Raw genomic sequence first — 20,795 nt, 5'->3', positions numbered from 1 at the left:
TAATGATGCCCTCACATATCGAGGAGGTGCGATGAGGCCGGTTCTGCGCAGGCTCGACGAGATCGCCGCGGTCCTGAAGGAGCGGGGCGACACCGTCGCGCTGCTCGGGCTGGGGTCGTGCGGCGCCCAGCCGGCCCGTCTGGACGACCATTCCGACCTGGACTTCTACGTGATCGTCGAGGACGGGGCGACCTGGCGCTACCTGGATCGGACCGACTGGCTGGAGGCGCCCGGGCCGGTGACCTACCTCTTCGCCCACCAACGTGCCGGTCGCCGGGCCCTCTACGCCGACGGGGTCCTCGTCGAGTACCGGGTGCTGACCGTCGCCGAACTGGCCCGGACGCCGTTCGCCGGTGCGCGGACGGTGTGGCGCCGGCCGGACGCCCCGGCCGATCTGGTCACGTCGGGCGCGCCGGTTCCGCGGCCACCGTTCGACACCGAGGAGTACCACCTCAACGACGCCCTGGTCAGCCTCTACATCGGCCTGCACCGGGAGCTGCGCGGCGAGCGCCTGGCCGCGGCCCGGCTCATCCAGCACCGGGCCGTCGACGCGGTGATCGCGTTGCTGCGCCTGGGCGGCGGCGAACCCCCGTACCGGGATGCCTTCGAACCGGCCCGCCGCGTCGAACGCGCCTATCCGGTCGAGGTGCTGCCGCTGGCCGCGATGGTCCCCGGCTACACCGGCAGTCCGGCGGCGGCCCGTTTCACCTTCGCCTGGCTGGAGAAGCGGTACGCCGTACCGTCCGGGATCGGTGATGCTCTTCGGGAACTGATCCGTTCGGTCGATGTCCGATGATCTCCGAAACGAGGAATGTCGATCCCATGGCTGAGGTCGTTCCGAAGTGGCGTGCCGTCGTCCTGGACTTCGTCGAGCGGGCCGGCTGGTCGGCCGGCCAGGTGTTCGTGGCGACGCTGCTGGCCGGCGGGGTCGGGTCGGTGATCAACCTGCCGTGGAAGTACGCGCTGACCCTCGCCGTCAGCGCGTTCGTCTCGTCGCTGGTGCTGACCGCCGTCCAGTACCTGTCGAAGCTGACGAACCTGGCCTTCTGGCCCGACCTGCTGGTCCGCCTGGCGAAGACGTTCCTCGCGGCGCTGTCCGGCTCGATGGTGGCCGGGGCCTTCGACATCACCTCGTTCGACTGGGAGAGCGCCCTCAACATCGCCTTCGTCGCGACCGTGGGTTCGTTCGGCAAGGGTCTGCTGGCCCGTGAACCGGCCGCACCGAACGGGCAGGTCCCGCCGGGTGCCAGCCCGTCCACGCTGCCGATGGGCACCTACCGGGAGGCGGTCGACCACGCCCCGCCGCCACCGACCGTGGCGGCGACCAACCCGCCGGACGGGTCCGCGTCAGTACCCGATGGGCAGGCCGGCGTAGTTCTCGGCGAGACCGGTGGCACCGGCCCGGCTGCCGGCGACCCAACGTAGCTGCGACAGCTGCAACTCGGCGTCGAACGGGTCGCCCGAGGTGTGCAGCATCGTCGTCATCCACCAGGAGAAATGCGTGCAGCGCCAGACCCGGCGCTGCGCGTCGTCGGAGTACGCGTCGGCGTACCGCTGATCCTTGTCCTTGATCTTGGTGATGAGGGCCTTGCTGAGCAGGGCGACGTCGGCGATCGCCAGGTTGAGGCCCTTGGCGCCGGTCGGCGGGACGATGTGCGCGGCGTCGCCGGCCAGGTAGAGGTGGCCGTGCCGCATCGGTGTCTGCACGTAGCTGCGCATCGGCAGCACGCTCCGGTCGGTGATCGGCCCGGGGTTGAGCTTCCAGCCGTTCTGCCCGTGCCCGAGCCGGGTCGACAGCTCGTCCCAGATCCGGTCGTCGGACCACGACTGCGGATCGGTGCCGTTGGGGACCTGCAGGTAGAGGCGGCTGACGCTCTCCGAACGCATGCTGTGCAGGGCGAAACCGTTCGGGTGCCAGGCGTAGATCAACTCGTCGGTGGACGGCGCCACGTCGGCGAGGATCCCGAACCAGGAGTACGGGTACACCTTCTCGTGGACCTGCGCGGCGGGGACGGCGGACCGGCTGGGCCCGAAGGAGCCGTCGCATCCGGCGATCACCGTGGCGTCCAACCGGCGACTGACTCCCTCCCGGTCGGTGTAGGTGACGTACGGCTGATCCTCGATGTCGTGCAGGGCTACGTCGGAGACCTCGTAGTGGATCTCCTGGTGGTCCGCCCGGCGAGCCGCGATCAGGTCCTTCTGCACCTCGGTCTGGCCGTAGACCCACACGCTGCGGCCGGTCAGGTCGACGAAGTCCAGATGGTGCCGTTCGCCCGGCCACTGCAGGTAGATGCCCCGGTGCTCGTCGCCCTCGGCACGGATCCGGGCGCCGAGCCCGGCCGCCTCCAGCAGTTCGACGCTGGAATGCTCGAGGATGCCGGCCCGGATGCGGGCCGCGACGTACTCCTCCGAGCGGGTCTCCAGCACGACCGACTCGACCCCGCCCTGGGCGAGGAGATGGGAGAGAAGCAGGCCGGCCGGGCCGGCGCCGATGATGGCGACCTGGGTACGCATGTCCTCAGACTTCGATAACAAGAGGCCGGGACACAAGACCCTATTTCCATTGGACGGAAGCCAGGGTGCGACTGATCCCGTGCGCGGCCACCTGGAGCGCCGACACCAGCCGGGGGAGTTGCCGCCGCAGGTCGGGCACCACCATGCCGAGAGCCGCGACCACGGTGTCGCCGTTGCGCACCGGCACCGCCACCGAGCACGCGCCCAGGCTCATCTCCTCGCCGGTGGTGGCATACCCCTCGGCCCGGACCCGGCGCAGCTGCTCCAGCAGGCGGGCCGGTTGGGTCACGGTGTACGCGGTGATCCTGGTCAGGTGCTGCAGGACCTCGACGCGGACCTCCTCCGGGGCGTACGCCAGCAGCACCTTCCCGACCCCTGTCGCGTGCATCGGCAGGCGGGAGCCGACCCGGCTGACCACCGGCACCGACACGTGGCCGGCCAGACGTTCCACGTACAGCACCTCGAGGCCGTCGCGGACCGCCAGATGTACGGTGGCCAGCGTCGTCCCGTACAAATCGTGCAAAAATGGCGAAGCGGCCTGGCGTAGGCCGCTCTGCACCGGGGCGAGCAGGCCCAGCTGCCAGATCCGGCGGCCGATCACATACTCCCCGTTCGGTTCCCGGGCCAGCGCGCCCCACCGGTGCAGCTCGCCGACCAACCGGTGCGCGGTGGCCAGCGGCAGATCGGCGCGGCGGGCCAGATCGGTCAGCGAGAGGCTGCGATGCTCCCCGTCGAAGGCTCCCAGGAGGTCCAGCGCACGCGAGGTGACGGTGGCGCCCATACTCTGCCCCTTCCGCTCAGCGGAAGAACTTTATCGCCGACTGCCGTCCGACCGCCTAGCGTCCGGAGCGTGAACATGGAGTCGTCACAAGCTGACATCAACCGGGAGATCGAGGCGGCGGCCCAGCAGCCGGGCGGCCCACAGCCGAAGATCGACTACGCCCCGTACCGCAGCAGCATCCTGCGGCACCCCAAACAGCCGGCCCACCTGGTCGACCCGGAATCGGTCGAACTGTGGGCGCCGGTCTTCGGTCACCGCGACGTCGCCGACGACGAGGCCGACCTGACCATCCAGCACGCGGGCACCCCGCTCGGCGAACGGATCGTCGTCACCGGCCGGGTCCTCGACGGCGACGGCCGCCCGGTGGCCGACCAACTCGTCGAGGTGTGGCAGGCCAACGCCGCGGGCCGCTACCGGCACCAGCGCGACCAGCACCCGGCGCCGCACGACCCCAACTTCACCGGCGTCGGCCGGATGCTCACCGGCCCGGACGGCACCTACCGCTTCCAGACGATCAAGCCGGGGCCGTACCCGTGGCGCAACCACGTCAACGCGTGGCGACCCGCCCACATCCACTTCTCGATCTTCGGCAGCGACTTCACCCAGCGCCTGGTCACCCAGATGTACTTTCCCGGCGACCCGCTGTTCCCCCTCGACCCGATCTACCAGTCGATCACCGACCCGAAAGCCCGGGAACTGCTGATCGCCCAGTACGACCACGACGTCACCACCCCCGAGTGGAGCACCGGCTACCGCTGGGACATCGTGCTCACCGGCACCCACCGCACCCCGCTCGAATCGGACATCGAGGAAGACAACGCATGAGCGCCGTCCCCGGCCAGACCGTCGGCCCGTTCTTCCACCTGGGCCTGGAATACGACGGCATGAACGAGTTGGTCCCGCCGAGCCACCCGAAAGCGGTCCGCCTGCACGGCCACGTCTACGACGGCGCCGGAAACCCGGTGCCCGACGCGGTGATCGAGATCTGGCAGGCCGACCCGCAGGGCCACATCCCGCGCCGGCCCGGCTCACTGCGCCGCGACGGCTGGACCTTCACCGGCTGGGGCCGCGCCGCCACCGACCCGGACGGCCACTACCAGTTCGCCACCCTCGAACCGGGCCCCACCGAAGCCGGCCGCGCCCCGTTCTTCGCCGTCACCGTCTTCGCCCGCGGCCTGCTCGACCGTCTCTTCACCCGCGCCTACCTCCCGGACACCCCGGCCACCCTCTCGAACCCGTCGCCCACCGCCGTCTCCGCGGACGAGTCGCTCGGCCTCCTGGCCGCGGACCCGCTACTGCGTGCGGTGGCCCCCGACCGCCGCGACACCTTGATCGCGACCCGTTCCGAGTCCGCGCTGGTCTTCGACATCCACCTGCAGGGCGAGCGGGAAACCGTCTTCCTCACCTACCCCCGGCTACGAGACGCATGGTCCTGACCATCCGGAAACCCCGCCCCAGCACTCTTCGCACCGCCGGTCCTGCGGCTTTCTCCACCGCGGGGTGTGGGTGGCGGGTATGGGTGAGAGCGGGAGTGCACGGTGACTGACCTGTTGTGGCCGGGCGACGACCGGGCCGGTGACGTCTTCACCGATGCGGCGGTTCTGGCGGCGATGGTGCGTGCCGAAGCCGCCTGGCTGGACGCGTTGGTGACGCACGGTGTGGCCCCGGCCGACGCCGCCGACGGGCTGGACGGCTTGATCGGCGCCGACGACGTGCCCCTGGTCGCGGCCGGCGCGGAAGCCGGCGGCAATCCGCTGATCCCGCTGCTGAAGCTGCTCCGCAACCGCCTGGAGGCCCGCAACCCGGCCGCCGCCCACTGGCTGCACAAGGGCCTGACCAGTCAGGACGTGATCGACACGGGACTGGTTCTGTGTCTGCGGGACGCCACCGACCGGATCCGTGACGACCTGGCCGGCCAGTCCGCCGCCCTGGTCCGGCTGGTCGCCGAGCACCGGGACACGCCGATGGCCGGCCGGACTTTGACGCAGTACGCCGTACCGATCACCTTCGGTCTTAAGGCAGCGACCTGGCTCACCGGAATCCTGGACGCGCGGGACCGCCTGGCCGCCGTGTCGCTTCCGGCGCAGGTCGGCGGAGCCGCCGGCAGCCTCGCCGCGCCGGTCGCGCTGGCCGGTTCGCCGATCGTGGCCCGCGCCCTGGTCGAGACCACGGCCGCGACGCTCGACCTACCGGTCCGGGAGCCGTGGCACACCGCCCGCGCGCCTCTGACCGGACTCGCCGACGCCCTGGTGACCTGCACCGACGCGTGGGGCCGGATCGCCAACGACGTGCTGGTGGGCGCCCGCCCGGAGGTGCACGAACTGTCCGAGGGCGCGGTCGCCGGCCGTGGTGGCTCGTCGGCGATGCCGAACAAGCAGAACCCGGTCCTGTCGATCCTGATCCGCCGGGCCGCTCTGGCCGCGCCGTTTCTGGCCGCGACCCTGCACGCCGGTGCGGCGGCGGCCGTCGACGAACGTCCGGACGGCGGCTGGCACGTCGAGTGGTCGACCCTGCGCACGCTGGCCCGACGTACCGTGACGGCCGGTTCGCAGACCGCGGAGCTGCTGGCCGGCCTCCAGGTGGAGACGTCCTGGATGACCGCGAACCTGACCGCGGCGCGGCCCGGCATCGACGCCGAACAGCGTTCGATCAACCCGGACGCGGGTCCCTATCGGGGCGCCACCGACCAGATCATCGACGCCGTCCTGGCCCGCGCCGCAGAGACCCGCAGAGAGACCCGAGAGGGAGAGCCGTGCTGACCGCGACCACCTTCACCGACGCCCCCGGAAAGCCGTTGCTGCTGCTCGGGCCGTCCGTCGGGACCAGCGCCGCGACCCTGTGGGCGGCGTGCGCCGACCGCCTGTACGGCCGCTACCACGTGGTCGGCTGGGACCTGCCCGGGCACGGCGCGAGTGCCCCGGCGACCGGCCCGTTCACGATGGCCGACCTGGCCCGGGACGTGCTGGCGCTCGCCGACCGGATCCGCCCGGGAGAGACGTTCGGCTACGCCGGTGATTCGATCGGCGGCGCGGTCGGTCTGCAGCTGCTGCTGGACGCCCCGGACCGGGTCGGTGCCGCCGCGCTGCTCTGCACCGGCGCGAAGATCGGCGAGCCGGCGATGTGGCACGACCGGGCAGAACTGGTCCGGGCCGAGGGCGTCGAGGCGGTGGTGGCCGGTGCCCGGGAGCGCTGGTTCGCGCCGGGCCCCGAGCCGGCGGCGGCGGAGTCGCTGATCGCGGCGCTGCGTGCGACCGATCCGGAGAGTTATGCACGAGCGTGTGAGGCGCTCGCCGAATTCGACGTACGGGACCGGCTCGCCGAGATCGCCGCCCCGGTGCTGGCGGTAGCCGGCGGGCACGATAAGCCGACCCCGCCGGACAGTCTCCAGGCGATCGCCGACGGCGTGCTGCACGGGCGTCTGGTCGTCCTCGACACGGTCGCGCATCTGGCGCCCGCCGAGTCCCCGGAGGTCGTCGCGTTCCTGCTGGATCAGCATTTCGACGAGACCCGGTCGGCGGGCATCGCGGTCCGCCGGGAGGTGCTCGGCGCGGCACACGTGGACCGGGCCACCGCCGGGACCACCGCGTTCACCCGCGACTTCCAGGACATGATCACCAGGTACGCCTGGGCCGAGATCTGGACGCGTCCCGGACTGGCCCGCCGGGACCGTTCGCTGATCACCCTCACCGCCCTGATCGCTCTCGGACATCACGAGGAGCTGGCGATGCACGTACGGGCGGCCCGCACCAACGGTCTGTCCGACGAGGAGATCAAGGAGCTGATCCTGCAGACCGCGATCTACTGTGGGGTCCCGGCCGCCAACACCGCGTTCCGGATCGTCCAGAAGGTGCTGGCCGACCTCTGAAATACTGGTCGTCCCTCCGAGGCGATGGTCGCCCCTCCGAGACGATGGTCGCCCCTCTGAGACGATGGTCGCCCCTCTGAGACGATGATCGCCGTGAATCAAGTGCGCCAGATGTGGCGGATCGTCGAGCCGATCCACGCCGTCCTCTACTACGCCCCCGAGGTCTACGCCGAGGCGAAGCAGCTCGGCCATCCCGTCGACGTCCGCTGGCCGAGCTATTTCGCCTGGCGGGCGGCCCCGCTCGGGGCGGCCGGAGCGGCGGCGGTGTCGTCGGCGTTCTACAGCTTCAGCCCGCGGATGGTCGCCGAACACATCCCGGGGGTGTGGCGGGTCAGTGATCCGGAGACGGTGCTCGCCCGGCGGTGGCCGGCGGTCGACCGCGCGTTGCGGGCGCTGCTGGGCGACACGGTGGACGGTCCGGAGATGGCTGAGGCGGCGGCGCTGGCCCGCCGCGCCGCGGAGGCCGCCGACACGGCCGGTCGTCCGCTGGCCGCCGCGAACCGTGATCTCGGCTGGTCCGGCCGGCCGCACGTGGACCTGTGGCAGGCCGCGACGGTGCTGCGGGAACATCGCGGCGACGGCCACATCGCGGCCGCGGTGACCGCCGGGTTCGGTCCGTGCGAGCTGCTGGTCTCCTTCGCCGCGGCCGGTGCCGCGCCACCCGAGGTGTTCGCGAGCCGCGGCTGGACTCCCGAGGAGTGGGCGGAGTCTCGCCGAAGTCTGGTCACGCGCGGCTGGTTGGACCCCGACGGCGTTCCGACCGGATCCGGCGCCGCCGCCCGCGCCGAGTTGGAGGACCGCACCGACACCCTGGCCGCCGCCCCGTGGCGCGAGCTCGGCCCGGCCACCGGCCGCTTCGCCCAGCTCGCGGGCCCGATGGCCGCACGGATCGCCGCTTCCGGTCTGCTTCCGAAACAGAGCACTCTCGGCATGAGAACCGATATCTAGTACGGCTACCAGGACGAACCGTGAGCCACACCGCGAGGCGGGCGAACCCTCCGACCGAAACGCGACCGCCGGGCTGATCCGGTGGTCACCCCCAGATCCGGGTACGCCGTGCATAGGAACGGACGGCCACGGCGAGCGCCCCGACCCAGACCGTGAACTGACCGATCCCGTAGACCCCGGTCCACGGACTGAAGATCGCCTCCGGCGAGTCCCACTGGACGGCCGACAGCACCACCGCGAGTGCGGCGTACCCGCCGAGCGCCGCGACCAGCGCGTATCCCGGGGCGATGAGCAGCATCCGGGGTACCCGCCGGCCGTCCCGGAAGGTCAGCCCCCAGGGCCGGATCAGGGCAAGGGCGTACCCCGCGGGCAGGAGAGCGAGCGTGGTGAGCGTCCACAGATAGAACCCGCCGCCGTCCGAGTGCCACACCCGGAACCGTTCGGCATCCGCGAACAGCGGAATTCCCGCCGCCCAGACGACATGCAGCGGCATGAACCCCACGGTCGCCGCGAGTGCCGCGACCCGCCCGGCCAGCACCGCCCGACGTCCCGGCGGCGGCACCTCGGGTCTGCTGATGACCACTGCGGTGTTCCTGATCTCCCCGTGAATGCTCATGAACGCATTCTTATGGAAGTTGCCAGTCCCGCGCCGTCCCGCGCCCACCCGCGCCGTGTCGCGCCGTGTCGTGTCGTGTCGTGTCGTGTCGTGTCGTGTCGCGCCGCGTCGTGTCGCGCCGTGTCGCGCCGTGTCGCGCCGCGACATCCGCGCCGTGCCGCGAGACCCGCGCCGCGAGACCCGCGTCGTGTCGCGTCGCGAAATCCGCGTCGTGCCGCGGAACCCGTGCCGCGCTGCGTCGCGAAAACCCCGGCCGGGGTTGGACATGGCGGGGCAGCGGCACCGGAGCCGGAGGGTGCCGGCGGTCGGTGCCGCTGCCTATGCGCTCAGCCTCGGCGGGGACCGGGGCTGGGGTTGCTCCTCCGCGGGGCGGAGGTTTCGGGGATCGAGGTGGGGCCGCCTCGCTCCCCGGTGGAGAGGCACTGCGTGGACGGAGCCGTGCCACGCGGGGGATTCATGCCTCCGATCTGCGATGGGGGACGAGATGGGAGTTGGGAGCGCTCCCACTTAATCGCACTGTAACAAAAATGAACCGATGAGGGGAGATGTCAGGTCGTGGCACTACAGGTGATCGTGGGTGTCGCCGCGCTGCCCGAGCCGAGGAAGCCGAAACTCGTGGCGGCTCCGGCGGCCACGCTGCCGTTGTACGACACGTTCGTCGCCACGACCGTGTTGCCGTTGGTGGTCAGCGTCGCGTTCCAGGCCTGAGCGATGGGCGGGGTGCCCGGGTAGGTGAGGGTCACCGTCCAGCTCTTGATCGCGGCACTGCCCGCGGTCACCTTGATCTCACCCTGGAAGCCGCCGGACCACTGCGACGTCACCGCGTGGGTGGCCGCGCAGGAACCGTTGACCGGCGGGTTCGACGTCGAAGGCGAGACCGACGTGGACGGAGAGGTGGAGGGGGAGGGCGGGTTGGAGGGGGAGGGAGACGACGGGTTCGACGGCGACGGAGTGGTGGTGCCGCCGAAGTTCACGTCGCTGCAGAAGTAGTACGACTGGTCCGCGTGGCTGGCCTGCCAGATCGTGTAGATCATGGCTCGCCCGGAACGCCCCGACACGCTGGCCGGGATGTCGATCTGCACACCGTTGGACAGTTGCTGGGTCCACTGTGCGGCGGGAGTGTTCGGAACCGTCTTGATGAGTTCCAGATCCGACCACTTCAACGCGGTGGTGAGTGGGTTGTAGCCGGCCTTGGTCACGTAGACGCGGATGTAGTCGGCGCCGTGTCGTGCCCCGTCGAACAGCGAGACGGTGAACGAGTTGCCGAGCGACGCGGCCTTCCAGTCGCCGGCCACGTCCATGGCGTTGTAGCGGCCGCTCTCGGTGTGTCCGCCGCTGCACAGTTGACCGTCCGGGATGACGGTCTCGTGCCGGCCGGCCACACCTTCACGGAACAGGCCGTTCCAGTTCCACATGGCGTTCGGGTTGGCCTGCCAGGCCTGCCAGCACATCGGGTCCTCGGTCGCCATCACCGGGTCCTGGAACCGCGACCCCCAGCGTTCCCAGCAGCCGTAGTTGCGGGAGGCCGGACTGACGACGTTGCCGTGGGCGGCCGCCGGACCGCTGTGCACGGCGAGCAGCGCCATCGACGCGGCCAGGGCCGCGACCACAGCGGAGATCAAAAACTTGATGCGTACGGGTTTGAGCATCTGAACTCAGCACTCCTGAGCTCGGGGCCGTCGACATGAACGGCCCGCCTGCGGTGGATGTGCGCGGAAGCTGCCCAGGCTTGCGCGCGCCGCGTGGCTCCGGCGGCAGTGCTGGCCACAGCCTGCTTGATCGATCGAGTTAAGTCAATGTGAAATTCGGGTGCCCCGGGCGGCGACCGTGCCTACGGTGAGGGGATGTCCGTTGAAGCCGCGCACGCCGCCGGCCTGCTGATGCTGCTCTCCCACCCGGTCCGTCTGCGGGCCTTCGCCGAGTTGGCCCGGCACGGTAAAGAGGGCGCCACCATCTTCGAGATGACCGTCCACCTGGACCTGCCCCGGGCCGAGGTCGGCGAACTGCTCGGCCGCCTGGTCGGCGCCGGGGTGGCGACCGGAACCGGCGACGGCATCTACCGGGCCCGCGAGGGTGTGCTGCGCGAGGCCGCCCAGGCGCTCGACCGGGTCCAGCCGATCGGCCCGCTCCTGTCCGAATATCCGCAGCTCAAGTCGTTCTTCGCGCATGGTCGGCTGGCCGGTCTGCCACCCACGCTGAGCACGCGTGCCCAGCAGATGGCCGAACTGTTCGCCCGCTTCATCGCAGTCGACGGCATCCTGAGCGAGTCCGAGGTGAACGACCGGATCGCCCGGGCCGCCGACGACGTGGCTGCGGTCCGCCGGATGCTCGTCGAGTCGGGCTGGCTGGAACGAGACCGCGCCGGCACCTCCTACGGCTCGGCCCGCCCGCTGCCCACGTCGGCCCTGTCCCTGACCTGACCGCCGGGATCACCGCGGCACAGCACCGGGGGCGGGGTGGACGCCTCTGCTCGGGGCGGTGCGCGTGGCCGTATCGCATGGGGGGGTGCGGTCCCGCTGGAAAGCGGGACCGGACCGGATCGTCAGTCGTGGGTGACGTCGAGTGGGTTTGCGTTTCGGGGGACGATCGCCAGGCTGGCGGCGGCGAGGACCGCGGTGAGGACACCGAGGGCACCGAGAGCCGGCCGGAGGCCGCCGAAAGCGCCGGCCAGCGCCGTGATCAGGACCGGGGACAGGAACTCGCCGATGAAGAGGGTGCCGGTCCAGAGGCCGGTGCCGCGGCCGCGTTCGGCGAACGACAGGCCGTTCGTGGCCCAGGTCAGCAGTACCGGGAGCAGCAGGCCGGTGCCGGCGCCGGTGAGGACCGCGCCGACCGTGATCACCGGAACCGAACCGCTCGACCAGATCGCCAGGAGACCGGCGGCGGGCAGTCCGAACGCGACCGGCAGCAGCTCGCGCGGGGTACGGCCGGAGAGTTTCGCGAACGAGCCGGCGGCGATCGCGGTGGCCAGTGACATCAGAGCGCTGAGCGCGCCGATCGTGGCGGTGGCGGTGACGCCGACCTCGTCGAGGACGAACGACAGTTCCACGATCAGGGCGTAGAACACGATTCCACCGGCCAGCGTGACCAGGCACGGCACCCGCAGTCGACGCCACGGGATCGGCGGGAGTGCGTTCTTCTCGGGGGCGGAGACCGGCTGCCAGATCACCAGCGCCATGGGTACGGCTAGCACGACCGCCACCAGGTAGAGCCAGAACGGGGTGCGCCAGCCGGACGAGCCGAGCGCCCCGCCGATGCCGAGGAAGACGGTCGCCGAGACGGACGCGAGCAACGTCTGCAGACCGAGGTACCGGCTGCGCCGCGGACCCGACCAGTAGTCGGCGATCAGCGTCGTGCAGCACGTCATGATCGCGGCTTCGCAGAGTCCGACGAGGACCCGGCTGCCGATGATCGAGCCGAGGGAGTCCAGGTAGAGCGGCGCGGTCCCGAAGATCGTGTAGCCGACCATCGCGATGATCAGCACCCGTTTGCGGTCGATCCGGTCGGCGATGAAGCCGGCGAACGGCGCGGTCAGGCCGATGATCAGCGCCGGGACGGTGAGGACGATCGGTACCAGCACGTCGGCGCCGGGTGTGCCGGCGAAGTGGTCGGTCATCTGCGGCAGTACCGGCGCGATGAGGACGGCGCCGAGAACGGACAGACAGCTGCCGGCGAGCAGCAGGACGAGTTGCGGCAGGCCGGCTTGTCGCTGGAGAACAGCGGGCATGGAAGGCCCTTCATGATGAGTGGTCCAGGTCACACGTGGTGGCCCTGAACTATGTGCGGACGCGCACCATCAGCGGAAGACGGATCCGCTGATGCCCTCTATAAGTCAGGCTGATGGGCGCAGTTCGGCGGCGGCTTCCATCAGGACATCGCGCAGCCACATGTGGGCCGGGTCGTTGCGGAACATCGGGTTCCACCAGAACGCCTCGGCCACCGGCACGACGTCGAACGGGCAGTCCAGGAGCCGGATTCCGGCGACCGGGGCGACCAGCCGGGCCAGCCGTTCCTGCAGCAGGGCGACCCGGCGGGTGCCGGCGACCAGGAACGGCATCTGCGCGAACCCGTCCACGACGACCTCGACGCGGGCCTCGATACCCAGCATCCGCAGTTGCCGGGACGCCGGGGCGAACGCGGTGGGCCGGTCGAAGATGACGACCCAGGGCAGTTCGGCGAGCTGGTCCATGGTGAGCGCCGCGCCGACGTCCGGATGGTCGGCCGAGACCACGCACACCCAGCGGTCGGCGTAGAGGTCCAGATAGGGCAGCCCGGTGACGAAACCGTGCGGGATGATCAGCCCGTCGGCGCTGCGCAGCGTGTCGGCGGCGTGGTCCACCGCGTACGGCGTGGTCTGCTGCAACCGCAGCCGGGCCCCGGGTGCCTGGGCCGCGAACCGCCTGGCGATCAGCGGGCCGAGGATCGTCGCCGCGTAGTCCGAGCTGACGATGGTGAACTCACGGTCCAGTCCGGACGGGTCGAACTCGGCCGTCGCGTCGAACACCCGGCGCACCCCGGCCAGCGCCGGGCCGGTGAGGGCGGCGACCCGGGTGGCGAGCGGCGTCAGGTCGTACCGGTTGCCGACCCGGACCAGCAACTGGTCGCCGAAGTGCCGCCGCAATCGGCTGAGCGCACCGCTCACGGCCGGCTGGCTGACCCCGAGACGCTCCGCGGTGCGTGTCACGTTCCGCTCCCTGAGCAGGGCATCGAGGGTGAGCAGCAGGTTGAGGTCGAGGTTCGCCAGCACCCGGTCGACGGCCATCCCGTCACTATAAGCCCGGCCTATGGCTGCGATCACCAACTTGAGCTTCCCTGATGGCCCGGCCGCACGGGACAGTGGTCCCAGTCACAGGGGAAACAGAAGGGAAACCGCCGTGCCGGCAGTTCGTAATGTTCTGGTCGTCGGTGGCGGCGCCGCGGGCGCCGCCGCGGCGATCCTGCTCGCCGAGGGCGGCGTCTCGGTCGAGCTGGTCGACCTGAAACCCGATGTGGCCGCCCTCGGCTCCGGCATCACCCTGCAGGGCAACGCGTTGCGGGTGCTCCGGCAGCTCGGCGTGTGGGAGAAGATCAAGGCCGAGGGGTACGAGTTCGACACGCTGGGCCTGCGCGCCCCGGACCCGGCCGGCACCCTGATCGCCGAGCTCACCGACATCCGCACCGGCGGCGAGGACCTGCCCGCCACACTCGGCATGTACCGGCCGACCCTCGCCCGGATCCTGATCGACCAGGCCTCGGCCAAGGGGGCCGAGATCCGTTTCGGGGTGCAGCCGACCGCCCTGAACGGCACCACGGTCACCTTCGACGACGGCTCGGTCGACAGCTACGACCTGGTGATCGGCGCGGACGGGCTGCGCTCGTGGACCCGGAGGCAGCTCGGCATCGACGTCGAGCCGCAGCCGGTCGGCATGGGTATCTGGCGCACGTTCACCCGGCGGCCGGCGAGCGTGACCCGGACCGACCTGTTCTACGGCGGGCCCGCCTACATCGCCGGCTACTGCCCGACCGGGGCCGACACCCTGTACGCGTACCTGGTCGAGGACGTGCGGGACCGCTCCGGCCTGTCGCCCGAGGAAGCCCTCACGGCCATGCGCGAGCTGGCCGCCGCCTATCACGGGCCGTGGGACGAGATCCGGGAGAACCTGACCGACCCGGCCCGCGTCAACTACACCGCCTTCGAGAGCCACGTCATCGACGGCCCGTGGAACCGGGGCGACGTGGTCCTGATCGGCGACGCCGCGCACAGCTGCCCGCCCACCCTGGCCCAGGGCGCCGCCCAGGCCCTGGAGGACGCGTCGGTCCTGGCCGAACTGCTGCTCCGCGACGACGCCCTGACCGACGCGCTCTGGTCGGAGTTCACCGCCCGCCGCCTGGACCGCGCGAAGACGGTCGTCGAGGCCTCCCTGCAACTGACCCGCTGGCAGCTCGCCCACGAGCGCGGCGACGTCCCGGGTCTGATGGCCCGCGTCGCGCATCTGGTCGCGGAACCCGCCTGAGCCGAGGAAGAGAAGATGAACGACGAACGCCTCATCACCCACCTGCGCCACGTCGACCTGGCCGTGCCGGACTACGACCGGCAGCTCGAGTTCTACACGAACATGTGGGGCCTGGACGCCGAGACCACCGACGAGGGCATCGCCTTCCTGGCCGCGGCCGGCTCCCCCGAGCAGTACTCGGTACGCCTCCGGAAGGCGGCGGAGAAGCGGCTCGACCTGATCGCCTTCGGTGCGGCGAACCAGACCGACGTCGACGCGCTGGCCGAACGCCTCGGCCGGTCCGGCGTCACACTGATCAACGAGCCGGGCGGACTGCAGACCCCGGGCGGGGGGTACGGCTTTCGCTTCTTCGATCTCGACGGCCGTACCGTCGAGGTGTCCTGCGACGTGGCCGTCCGGCAGCACCGCAAGCTGGCCGAGGGCGAGGCCGTCCCGGTCAAACTCTCCCACGTGGTGATCAACTCGCCGAACCCGGAGGCGACCGTCGCCTTCTACCACGAGCACCTCAACTTCGCCCTCTCGGACACCCTGATGCACCCGCGGATGGGCGAGATGATGTGGTTCATGCGGACCAACCGATGGCACCACAGCCTCGCCATCGCGCGCGGCCCGCACGTCGCCCTGCACCACGCGTCGTTCGAGATGCGCGGCATCGACGAGTACATGCGCGGCACCGGCCGGCTGCTGCGCGGCGGTGTCGAGAAGGTGTGGGGGCCGGGCCGGCACATGGCCGGGAACAACACGTTCAGCTACTTCCTCGACCCGCACGGGAACACCATCGAGTACACCACCGAGCTGGAGGAACTCGACGAGGACACGTGGCACCCGCACATCTACGACTTCTCCGACCCCACCGTCAGTGACCAGTGGGGGACCGCGAACCCGATGACCGAGTTCGTCGCCAAGCAGTCCTTCAACGACGTCGACCGCGGCGTCTTCGTCGCGCCGCCGGTCTGAGAGAGAGCCACCGACATGCGCCTCGCACGTTTCCGGCACGCCGGCACGATCAAAACCGGCAGGATCCAGGACGATACGGTACGGGTGTTCGCGGGCGGTCCGACGATGGAGGCGATCGTCGCCGACGGGATCGACGCGGCGTACCGGCTCGGCGTCGCGGAGACCCTGCCGCTCGCCGAGGTCCGTCTGCTGGCACCGCTGAGACCGGCCTCGTTCCGTGACTTCGTCGCGTTCGAGGAACACGTGGACGGTGTGCGGCGCAGCATCGACGGCGCGGCCGGGGTGCCGGACGCCTGGTATGACGCGCCCACCTTCTACTTCACCAACCCGCACGCGATCTACGGCCCCGGCGACGACATCCCGTTTCCGGCCGCGTCGGTGGCCCGCGACTTCGAGCTGGAGGTCGCCGCGATCGCCGGCCCCGGCCGGACCGTCTTCGGCTACACCGTGTTCAACGACTGGTCGGCCCGTGACCTGCAGGGCCGCGAGATGCAGGTGCGGCTCGGCCCGGCCAAGGGCAAGGACTTCGCGAGCAGCCTCGGCCCGTGGATCGTCACCGCCGACGAACTGGAACCGTCCCGGGACGCCGACGGGTTCCTGGACCTCTGGTGCACGGCCGAGATCAACGGCGTCGAGGTCGGGCGGGACCTGCTCGGCAACATGGGCTGGACCTTCGAGACGATGATCGCCTACGCCGCCCGGGATTCCCGGGTCGAGCCCGGTGACCTCCTCGGCTCGGGCACCGTCGGCAACGGCGGCTGCCTGGCCGAGCTGTGGGGCCGCAACGGCCGTCAGGACCCGCCCCCGCTGGCCGACGGCGATGTGGTGACGCTGACCGTCGAGGGCATCGGCAGCCTCACCAACCGGGTCACCTCGGCACCTCCCACCGATGAGCTTCCCCGCGTCCGGCGTCGTGACACGGCCCGGGCGCGCGCAGAAAGGCAGCACTGAATGTTCGAGTATTTCCCCGGCAACTACGTCTGGAACCTGGGCGTCGTCGCCACCCTGAACAGCGGCGGCCTGATCGACGAGGTGGACCGGGCCTGCCGGCCGATCAAGGAGCTGGCCGCCCAGGGCGCCGACGTCGGGACTCGTGAGTTCATGGCGTCCTGGGCCGCCGTGGCCGAGGACCTGGCATCGCAGGCGGCCGCGGACGAGGCGGCCGGGCACACCCGTACCGCCGGACAGAAGTATCAGCGGGCCACCAACTACCTGGCCCAGGCCGAGCGGATGCAGAGCGCCAAGTCGCCCGACCGGAAGGCGTTCTACCAGCGGCTTCTCGACCTGCAGCAGAAGACGTTCGACCTGATCGACCCGGACACCACCCGGGTGGCGATCCCGTTCGAGGGTGCGCTGCTTCCGGCGTACTTCAAGAAGGCCTCGGATTCTCCGGCGCCGGTGATCATCCTGTGGAACGGGCTCGACTCGACCAAGGAGCACATGTACGCCTCCGGGTTCGCCCACGAGATGGCCGCCCGCGGCATCCACACACTGATGGTCGACTGCCCCGGCAGCGGGGAGGCGTTGCGTTTCCACGACCTCAAGTCCCGGGTCGAGACCGAGGACTGGGCCGCTGCCTGCGTCGACTACCTGCTCACCCGCGAGGACGTCGTCACCGGGAAGATCGGGCTGGTCGGCTGGTCGCTGGGTGGCTACTACGCGCCCCGGGCGGCCGCGTTCGAGAAGCGGCTCGCGCTCTGCGTGGCCTGGGGCGCCAACCACGACTGGGGTGCCGTGCAGAAGCGCCGTCTGGAGCGCGAGGGCGAGAACCCGGTCCCGCACTACTGGGACCACGTGCTCTGGGTGTGGGGCGAGGACGACCTCGACACCTTCATCAAGAAGGCCGAGGCGGTCAACCTGGACGGCGTGGTCGAGCACATCACCGTGCCGTTCCTGATCTGCCACGGCGAGAACGACCGGCAGATCCCCCTGCACTACGCGCACCGCTCGTACGAGCAGGCGGTCAACTCACCCCGGCGGGACCTGCGGATCTTCACCCCGGCCGAGGGCGGGGCGGAGCACATCGGCCTCGATCACTTCGCGCATGTCCAGACGTACATCGCCGATTGGATCCTCGATGTCCTCCAGGGCTGATCCTTCGGTCGACCCTTCGATGCTCTCCCGGGCCGACCCGGAGGGCGCGGTCGCGGCGGCCGCGAAACGGTGCTCCAACTGGGGCCGGTGGGGTGCGGACGACGTACGCGGAACGATGAACTTCCTGACCCCGGCGAAGCGGGTCGAGGCCGCGGCGCTGGTGCGTCGTGGGGTGTCGTTCTCGCTGTCGCAGTCGTTCGACGCGAACGGCCCGCAGAAGGGCTGGCGGCGCCGCACGAACCCGGTGCACACGATGCTCGACACCGGCACCGACGCGGCCGCCGGCGTGCAGGGTTTCCCGCACGGCATCGGTGGAGCCGACGACGTGATCGCCATGCCGCTGCAATGCTCCACCCAGTGGGACGGGCTCGGCCACATCTTCGACCACGGGTATGCCTGGAACGGACGCCGGGCCGCCGACGTGGTGACCAGCCTCGGTGACGGGTTCACCGGGATCGAGACGGTCGCCGACGTGATCACCGGGCGGGGTGTGCTGCTGGACTTCGGTGACCTGCCGGACGGTTTCGCGATCACCGAGTCGCACCTGGTCGCCACCGCGGCGCGACAGGGCGTCGCGATCGGGAGAGGCGACATCGTCCTGGTACGCACCGGGCAGCTCGCCCGAGCCCGCCGCGACGGCTGGGGTGACTATGCCGGTGGGCCCGCTCCCGGTCTGTCGTTCACCACCGCCGACTGGCTGTACTCGACCGAGATCGCCGCGATCGCCACCGACACCTGGGGTTTCGAGGTGCGGCCGAACGAGTTCGACGACGCCTTCCAGCCGCTGCACCAGGTGGCGATCCCGCACATCGGTCTCTTCCTGGGCGAGATGTGGGACCTGGACGCCCTGGCCGCGGACTGCGCCGACGACGGGGTCTACGAGTTCTGGCTGACCGCCGCCCCGTTGCCGATCACCGGCGCGGTCGGCTCACCGGTGAACCCGATCGCGGTCAAATGACGTGTGGGGGCGCGTCGGCAGACACGCCCCCAACGCCGGCGGAACTCAGGCGGTGGCGGCCGCCGGCTCCGCCGCCGGGCGGCGCCTGGCCACCCAGCGCTCGAAGATCAGTGTGGTGAGCGGCGGGATCGACGCGGCCAGCCCGAACAGCACCCGCCACAGCGACCAGCGCTCGGCCCGTGCCACCCACAGCGTGGCGGCCAGGTAGGCGATGAACAGGGCGCCGTGCAGCCGGCCGAACAGCCACACCCCGGCCTCGGTGGTCTCCGTGACGTATTTCAGATACATCCCGACGAGCAGGCCGGTCCACGAGAAGGCCTCGGCGATCGCGGTGACCCGGAAGATCCGGAACGGTTCCACCCTTGAACTCCCCTCACATGCTTCCCCCGCAGCGTACGACCGGGAAGATGTGTAAATCCTGAAGGATGATCCGTCCGGTTTCGGGTAACTCGCCCCTGTCCTGAGAAACAGAGGAGGGGTCGTGCCGGACATTGTGGAGATCATCAAGGAGCAGCACCGTCAGGTCGAGGAGCTGCTGACCCGGGCCGAGAAGGGCGACGGCGACAGCGCGGCCCTCATGCAGGAGGTGGCCCGGCTGCTGCTGCCGCACTCCGAGGCCGAGGAGTCGTTCGTCTATCCCGCCATCCGTGACCTGGCCGCCGAGGCCGGCGACGAGGTCAAGGACGGGGCCGTCGAGCACCACCAGGTCGAGGAGATGCTGCAGAACCTGCTGCGCGGCGACGCCGACGACCCGGGTTACGACGGCACCGTCGCGGCGATCGCCGGCGAACTGCGCCACCACGTGCAGGAAGAGGAGGAGGAACTCCTGCCGGTCCTCGCCGAGCGCCTGGGTGACGACGAGCGCGCGGAGATGGGCCGCCGCTTCCTGGAGGCGACCAGCGGCGACCCGCACGAGGCGACCCGGCGGGAGCTCTACGAGAAGGCCCGTGAGCAGGAGATCCCCGGCCGGTCCCGGATGAACAAGCAGGAACTGGCGGACGCGGTCGGCGAATCCTGACCGGCCCGCCGATACTGGTCGGGTGGGTGAGTCGTCAACGGAGCGGATGCGCCCGTGCCGGCGCTGCGGGCACCCCACCCGGGTGGATCGCATGGTGCAGGGGTACGGGCGCAACTGCGCGGCCCTGCTCGGCCTGATCGGGGGCACGGTCGACACCGGGCACTCCGGGCCGGACCTGCTCGATCTCATCGAGGTCGAGCCGGAGGACAGCTGCGACGGCTACGACCGGCCGGCCGACGCCGGGATCGCTATCGCGAGGCGACGCCGGCCAGGGTCAGGAATCGTTCCGCGTCGCTGACCGGGTCGCCGTCCGGGCGCCAGAGCGGGCCCAGGACCAGGCCCGGCTCGACCAGTTCCCAACCGTCGAAGAACTCCGCCACCCGGTCGGCGTCACGCAGCACCAGCGGGGTCCCGCTGCGGCCGTAGAGCTCGGCGATCCGCGCGGTCAGCTCGGGCGAGCCGCACGCGGTGGCGTGCGAGATCGCCAGCAGGCTGCCCGGGGCGGCCGCCGCGCGGTAGGCGTGCAGGGCCGAGTCCAGCTCCGGCCCATCCGGCACGAAGTGCAGCACCGCGATCAGCAGGACGGCCACCGGCCGGCTCGGATCGAGCAGGCCGCGGACCGCCGGCGTGGCCAGGACGGTCGCGGGGTCGAGCAGATCGCCGTGCACGATCGCGGTCTGCTCGTCGTCGTCGAGCATGTGCCGGGCGTAGAGCACCGCGGTCGGGTCGGTGTCGACGTAGACGACCCGGGTGTCCGGCGCCTCCGCACGGGCCACCTCGTGCACGTTGCGCTCGGTCGGGATGCCGGAGCCGAGGTCGAGGAACTGGCGGATGCCACGGGCGGTCGCATACCGCACGACGCGGTGCAGGAAGTCCCGGTTGGCGCGGGCGATCAGGGGGATCTCGGGCAGGATCTCGGCGGCCCGGCTGGCCACCGCCCGGTCGGCGGCGAAGTTGTGGGTGCCGCCGAGGAGGGCGTCGTAGATGCGGGCGGCACTGGGACGGTTCGGGTCGATCGGCGACGGTACGGTGCTCATGCCAGCTTTTCCCC

Annotated in this window: 23 protein-coding genes; 15 read left to right on the top strand and 8 right to left on the bottom strand. The window is 70.8% G+C overall.

The genetic code is table 11. The annotated features are described in order from the left end of the window. Positions 1-31 precede the first annotated feature (31 nt). Together Q0Z83_RS29435 and Q0Z83_RS29430 are read left to right on the top strand one after the other, a co-directional pair. A complete protein-coding gene (locus Q0Z83_RS29435; protein WP_317786474.1) occupies positions 32-796 on the top strand; it encodes a hypothetical protein in 765 nt (254 codons plus the stop codon). Positions 797-822: 26 nt separating this feature from the next. Next, complete coding sequence (locus Q0Z83_RS29430) at positions 823-1,425, top strand: holin (RefSeq protein WP_317786473.1); 603 nt, start codon at positions 823-825, stop codon at positions 1,423-1,425. Here Q0Z83_RS29430 and Q0Z83_RS29425 read toward each other — a convergent pair. After that, entirely contained in the window at positions 1,348-2,514 is a 1,167-nt protein-coding gene (locus Q0Z83_RS29425; protein ID WP_317786472.1) for a 4-hydroxybenzoate 3-monooxygenase, read from the bottom strand. The two genes, Q0Z83_RS29430 and Q0Z83_RS29425, sit on opposite strands and share 78 nt — an antisense overlap. A gap of 40 nt (positions 2,515-2,554) precedes the next feature. After that, positions 2,555-3,295: an IclR family transcriptional regulator gene (locus Q0Z83_RS29420; RefSeq protein WP_317786471.1), complete on the bottom strand. Its 741-nt coding sequence runs from the start codon at positions 3,293-3,295 to the stop codon at positions 2,555-2,557. Positions 3,296-3,370: 75 nt separating this feature from the next. On the opposite strand from Q0Z83_RS29420, the gene pcaH reads away from it, so the two are divergent. The 5 genes from pcaH to Q0Z83_RS29395 all read left to right on the top strand — a co-directional run bounded on the left by pcaH (position 3,371) and on the right by Q0Z83_RS29395 (position 8,108). Further along, the gene (gene pcaH / locus Q0Z83_RS29415) at positions 3,371-4,120 is read left to right on the top strand and encodes a protocatechuate 3,4-dioxygenase subunit beta (RefSeq protein WP_317786470.1); all 750 of its coding nucleotides are present in this window, start codon (positions 3,371-3,373) and stop codon (positions 4,118-4,120) included. Further along, complete coding sequence (gene pcaG, locus Q0Z83_RS29410) at positions 4,117-4,731, top strand: protocatechuate 3,4-dioxygenase subunit alpha (RefSeq protein ID WP_317786469.1); 615 nt, start codon at positions 4,117-4,119, stop codon at positions 4,729-4,731. The genes pcaH and pcaG overlap by 4 nt, the downstream gene beginning before the upstream one ends. A gap of 102 nt (positions 4,732-4,833) precedes the next feature. Then, positions 4,834-6,054, top strand: a complete 1,221-nt coding sequence (locus tag Q0Z83_RS29405; protein ID WP_317786468.1) for a lyase family protein — start codon at positions 4,834-4,836, stop codon at positions 6,052-6,054. After that, positions 6,048-7,160 carry a bifunctional 3-oxoadipate enol-lactonase/4-carboxymuconolactone decarboxylase PcaDC gene (pcaDC, locus tag Q0Z83_RS56085; protein WP_317786467.1) on the top strand — a complete coding sequence of 371 codons (1,113 nt, stop codon included), beginning with the start codon at positions 6,048-6,050 and terminating at the stop codon, positions 7,158-7,160. The genes Q0Z83_RS29405 and pcaDC overlap by 7 nt, the downstream gene beginning before the upstream one ends. Positions 7,161-7,253: 93 nt before the next feature. Further along, complete coding sequence (locus tag Q0Z83_RS29395) at positions 7,254-8,108, top strand: SCO6745 family protein (RefSeq protein ID WP_317786466.1); 855 nt, start codon at positions 7,254-7,256, stop codon at positions 8,106-8,108. Between the two features lie 85 nt (positions 8,109-8,193). Here Q0Z83_RS29395 and Q0Z83_RS29390 read toward each other — a convergent pair whose 3' ends face one another. After that, positions 8,194-8,724, bottom strand: coding sequence for a hypothetical protein (locus tag Q0Z83_RS29390; RefSeq protein ID WP_317786465.1), 531 nt, complete (start codon positions 8,722-8,724; stop codon positions 8,194-8,196). Positions 8,725-9,272: 548 nt separating this feature from the next. Next, positions 9,273-10,373: a lytic polysaccharide monooxygenase auxiliary activity family 9 protein gene (locus Q0Z83_RS29385; protein ID WP_317786464.1), complete on the bottom strand. Its 1,101-nt coding sequence runs from the start codon at positions 10,371-10,373 to the stop codon at positions 9,273-9,275. A 195-nt stretch (positions 10,374-10,568) separates the two neighbouring features. Here Q0Z83_RS29385 and Q0Z83_RS29380 point away from each other — a divergent pair, with 195 nt between their 5' ends. Continuing rightward, positions 10,569-11,144, top strand: a complete 576-nt coding sequence (locus Q0Z83_RS29380) for a DUF2087 domain-containing protein (RefSeq protein WP_317786463.1) — start codon at positions 10,569-10,571, stop codon at positions 11,142-11,144. A 122-nt stretch (positions 11,145-11,266) separates the two neighbouring features. On the opposite strand, the gene Q0Z83_RS29375 is transcribed toward Q0Z83_RS29380, so the two are convergent. After that, a complete protein-coding gene (locus tag Q0Z83_RS29375) occupies positions 11,267-12,451 on the bottom strand; it encodes an MFS transporter (RefSeq protein WP_317786462.1) in 1,185 nt (394 codons plus the stop codon). Positions 12,452-12,556: 105 nt separating this feature from the next. Then, positions 12,557-13,486 (bottom strand): LysR family transcriptional regulator, encoded by a 930-nt coding sequence (locus Q0Z83_RS29370; protein ID WP_317786461.1) that lies wholly within the window; start codon positions 13,484-13,486, stop codon positions 12,557-12,559. Between the two features lie 112 nt (positions 13,487-13,598). On the opposite strand from Q0Z83_RS29370, the gene Q0Z83_RS29365 reads away from it, so the two are divergent. From Q0Z83_RS29365 to Q0Z83_RS29345, 5 genes are read left to right on the top strand one after another with little or no spacing between them, the layout of a single operon-like run. Further along, the gene (locus tag Q0Z83_RS29365; protein WP_317786460.1) at positions 13,599-14,717 is read left to right on the top strand and encodes an FAD-dependent monooxygenase; all 1,119 of its coding nucleotides are present in this window, start codon (positions 13,599-13,601) and stop codon (positions 14,715-14,717) included. Positions 14,718-14,732: 15 nt separating this feature from the next. Next, complete coding sequence (locus Q0Z83_RS29360) at positions 14,733-15,674, top strand: VOC family protein (RefSeq protein ID WP_317786459.1); 942 nt, start codon at positions 14,733-14,735, stop codon at positions 15,672-15,674. 15 nt (positions 15,675-15,689) lie between these two features. Further along, the gene (locus tag Q0Z83_RS29355; protein ID WP_317786458.1) at positions 15,690-16,625 is read left to right on the top strand and encodes a fumarylacetoacetate hydrolase family protein; all 936 of its coding nucleotides are present in this window, start codon (positions 15,690-15,692) and stop codon (positions 16,623-16,625) included. Then, positions 16,626-17,768 (top strand): alpha/beta hydrolase family protein, encoded by a 1,143-nt coding sequence (locus Q0Z83_RS29350; protein WP_317786457.1) that lies wholly within the window; start codon positions 16,626-16,628, stop codon positions 17,766-17,768. Continuing rightward, positions 17,752-18,726: a cyclase family protein gene (locus Q0Z83_RS29345; protein ID WP_317786456.1), complete on the top strand. Its 975-nt coding sequence runs from the start codon at positions 17,752-17,754 to the stop codon at positions 18,724-18,726. Before Q0Z83_RS29350 ends, Q0Z83_RS29345 begins: the two co-directional genes overlap by 17 nt. Positions 18,727-18,771: 45 nt before the next feature. On the opposite strand, the gene Q0Z83_RS29340 is transcribed toward Q0Z83_RS29345, so the two are convergent. After that, entirely contained in the window at positions 18,772-19,086 is a 315-nt protein-coding gene (locus tag Q0Z83_RS29340) for a DUF3817 domain-containing protein (RefSeq protein WP_317786455.1), read from the bottom strand. 121 nt (positions 19,087-19,207) lie between these two features. Here Q0Z83_RS29340 and Q0Z83_RS29335 point away from each other — a divergent pair, with 121 nt between their 5' ends. Together Q0Z83_RS29335 and Q0Z83_RS29330 are read left to right on the top strand one after the other, a co-directional pair. Continuing rightward, the gene (locus tag Q0Z83_RS29335) at positions 19,208-19,744 is read left to right on the top strand and encodes a hemerythrin domain-containing protein (protein WP_317786454.1); all 537 of its coding nucleotides are present in this window, start codon (positions 19,208-19,210) and stop codon (positions 19,742-19,744) included. 22 nt (positions 19,745-19,766) lie between these two features. Then, a complete protein-coding gene (locus tag Q0Z83_RS29330) occupies positions 19,767-20,042 on the top strand; it encodes a hypothetical protein (protein WP_317786453.1) in 276 nt (91 codons plus the stop codon). Here the strand turns inward: Q0Z83_RS29330 and Q0Z83_RS29325 are convergent. Then, on the bottom strand, positions 19,993-20,781 hold the full coding sequence (locus Q0Z83_RS29325; RefSeq protein ID WP_317786452.1) for an SAM-dependent methyltransferase: 789 nt from the start codon (positions 20,779-20,781) through the stop codon (positions 19,993-19,995). The genes Q0Z83_RS29330 and Q0Z83_RS29325 overlap by 50 nt on opposite strands. Positions 20,782-20,795: the final 14 nt, after the last annotated feature.

Source organism: Actinoplanes sichuanensis (genome assembly GCF_033097365.1).
Lineage (GTDB): Bacteria > Actinomycetota > Actinomycetes > Mycobacteriales > Micromonosporaceae > Actinoplanes > Actinoplanes sichuanensis.
The sequence above is the reverse complement of the archived record's forward strand: the minus strand, read 5'-3'. Positions and strand labels throughout refer to the sequence as shown.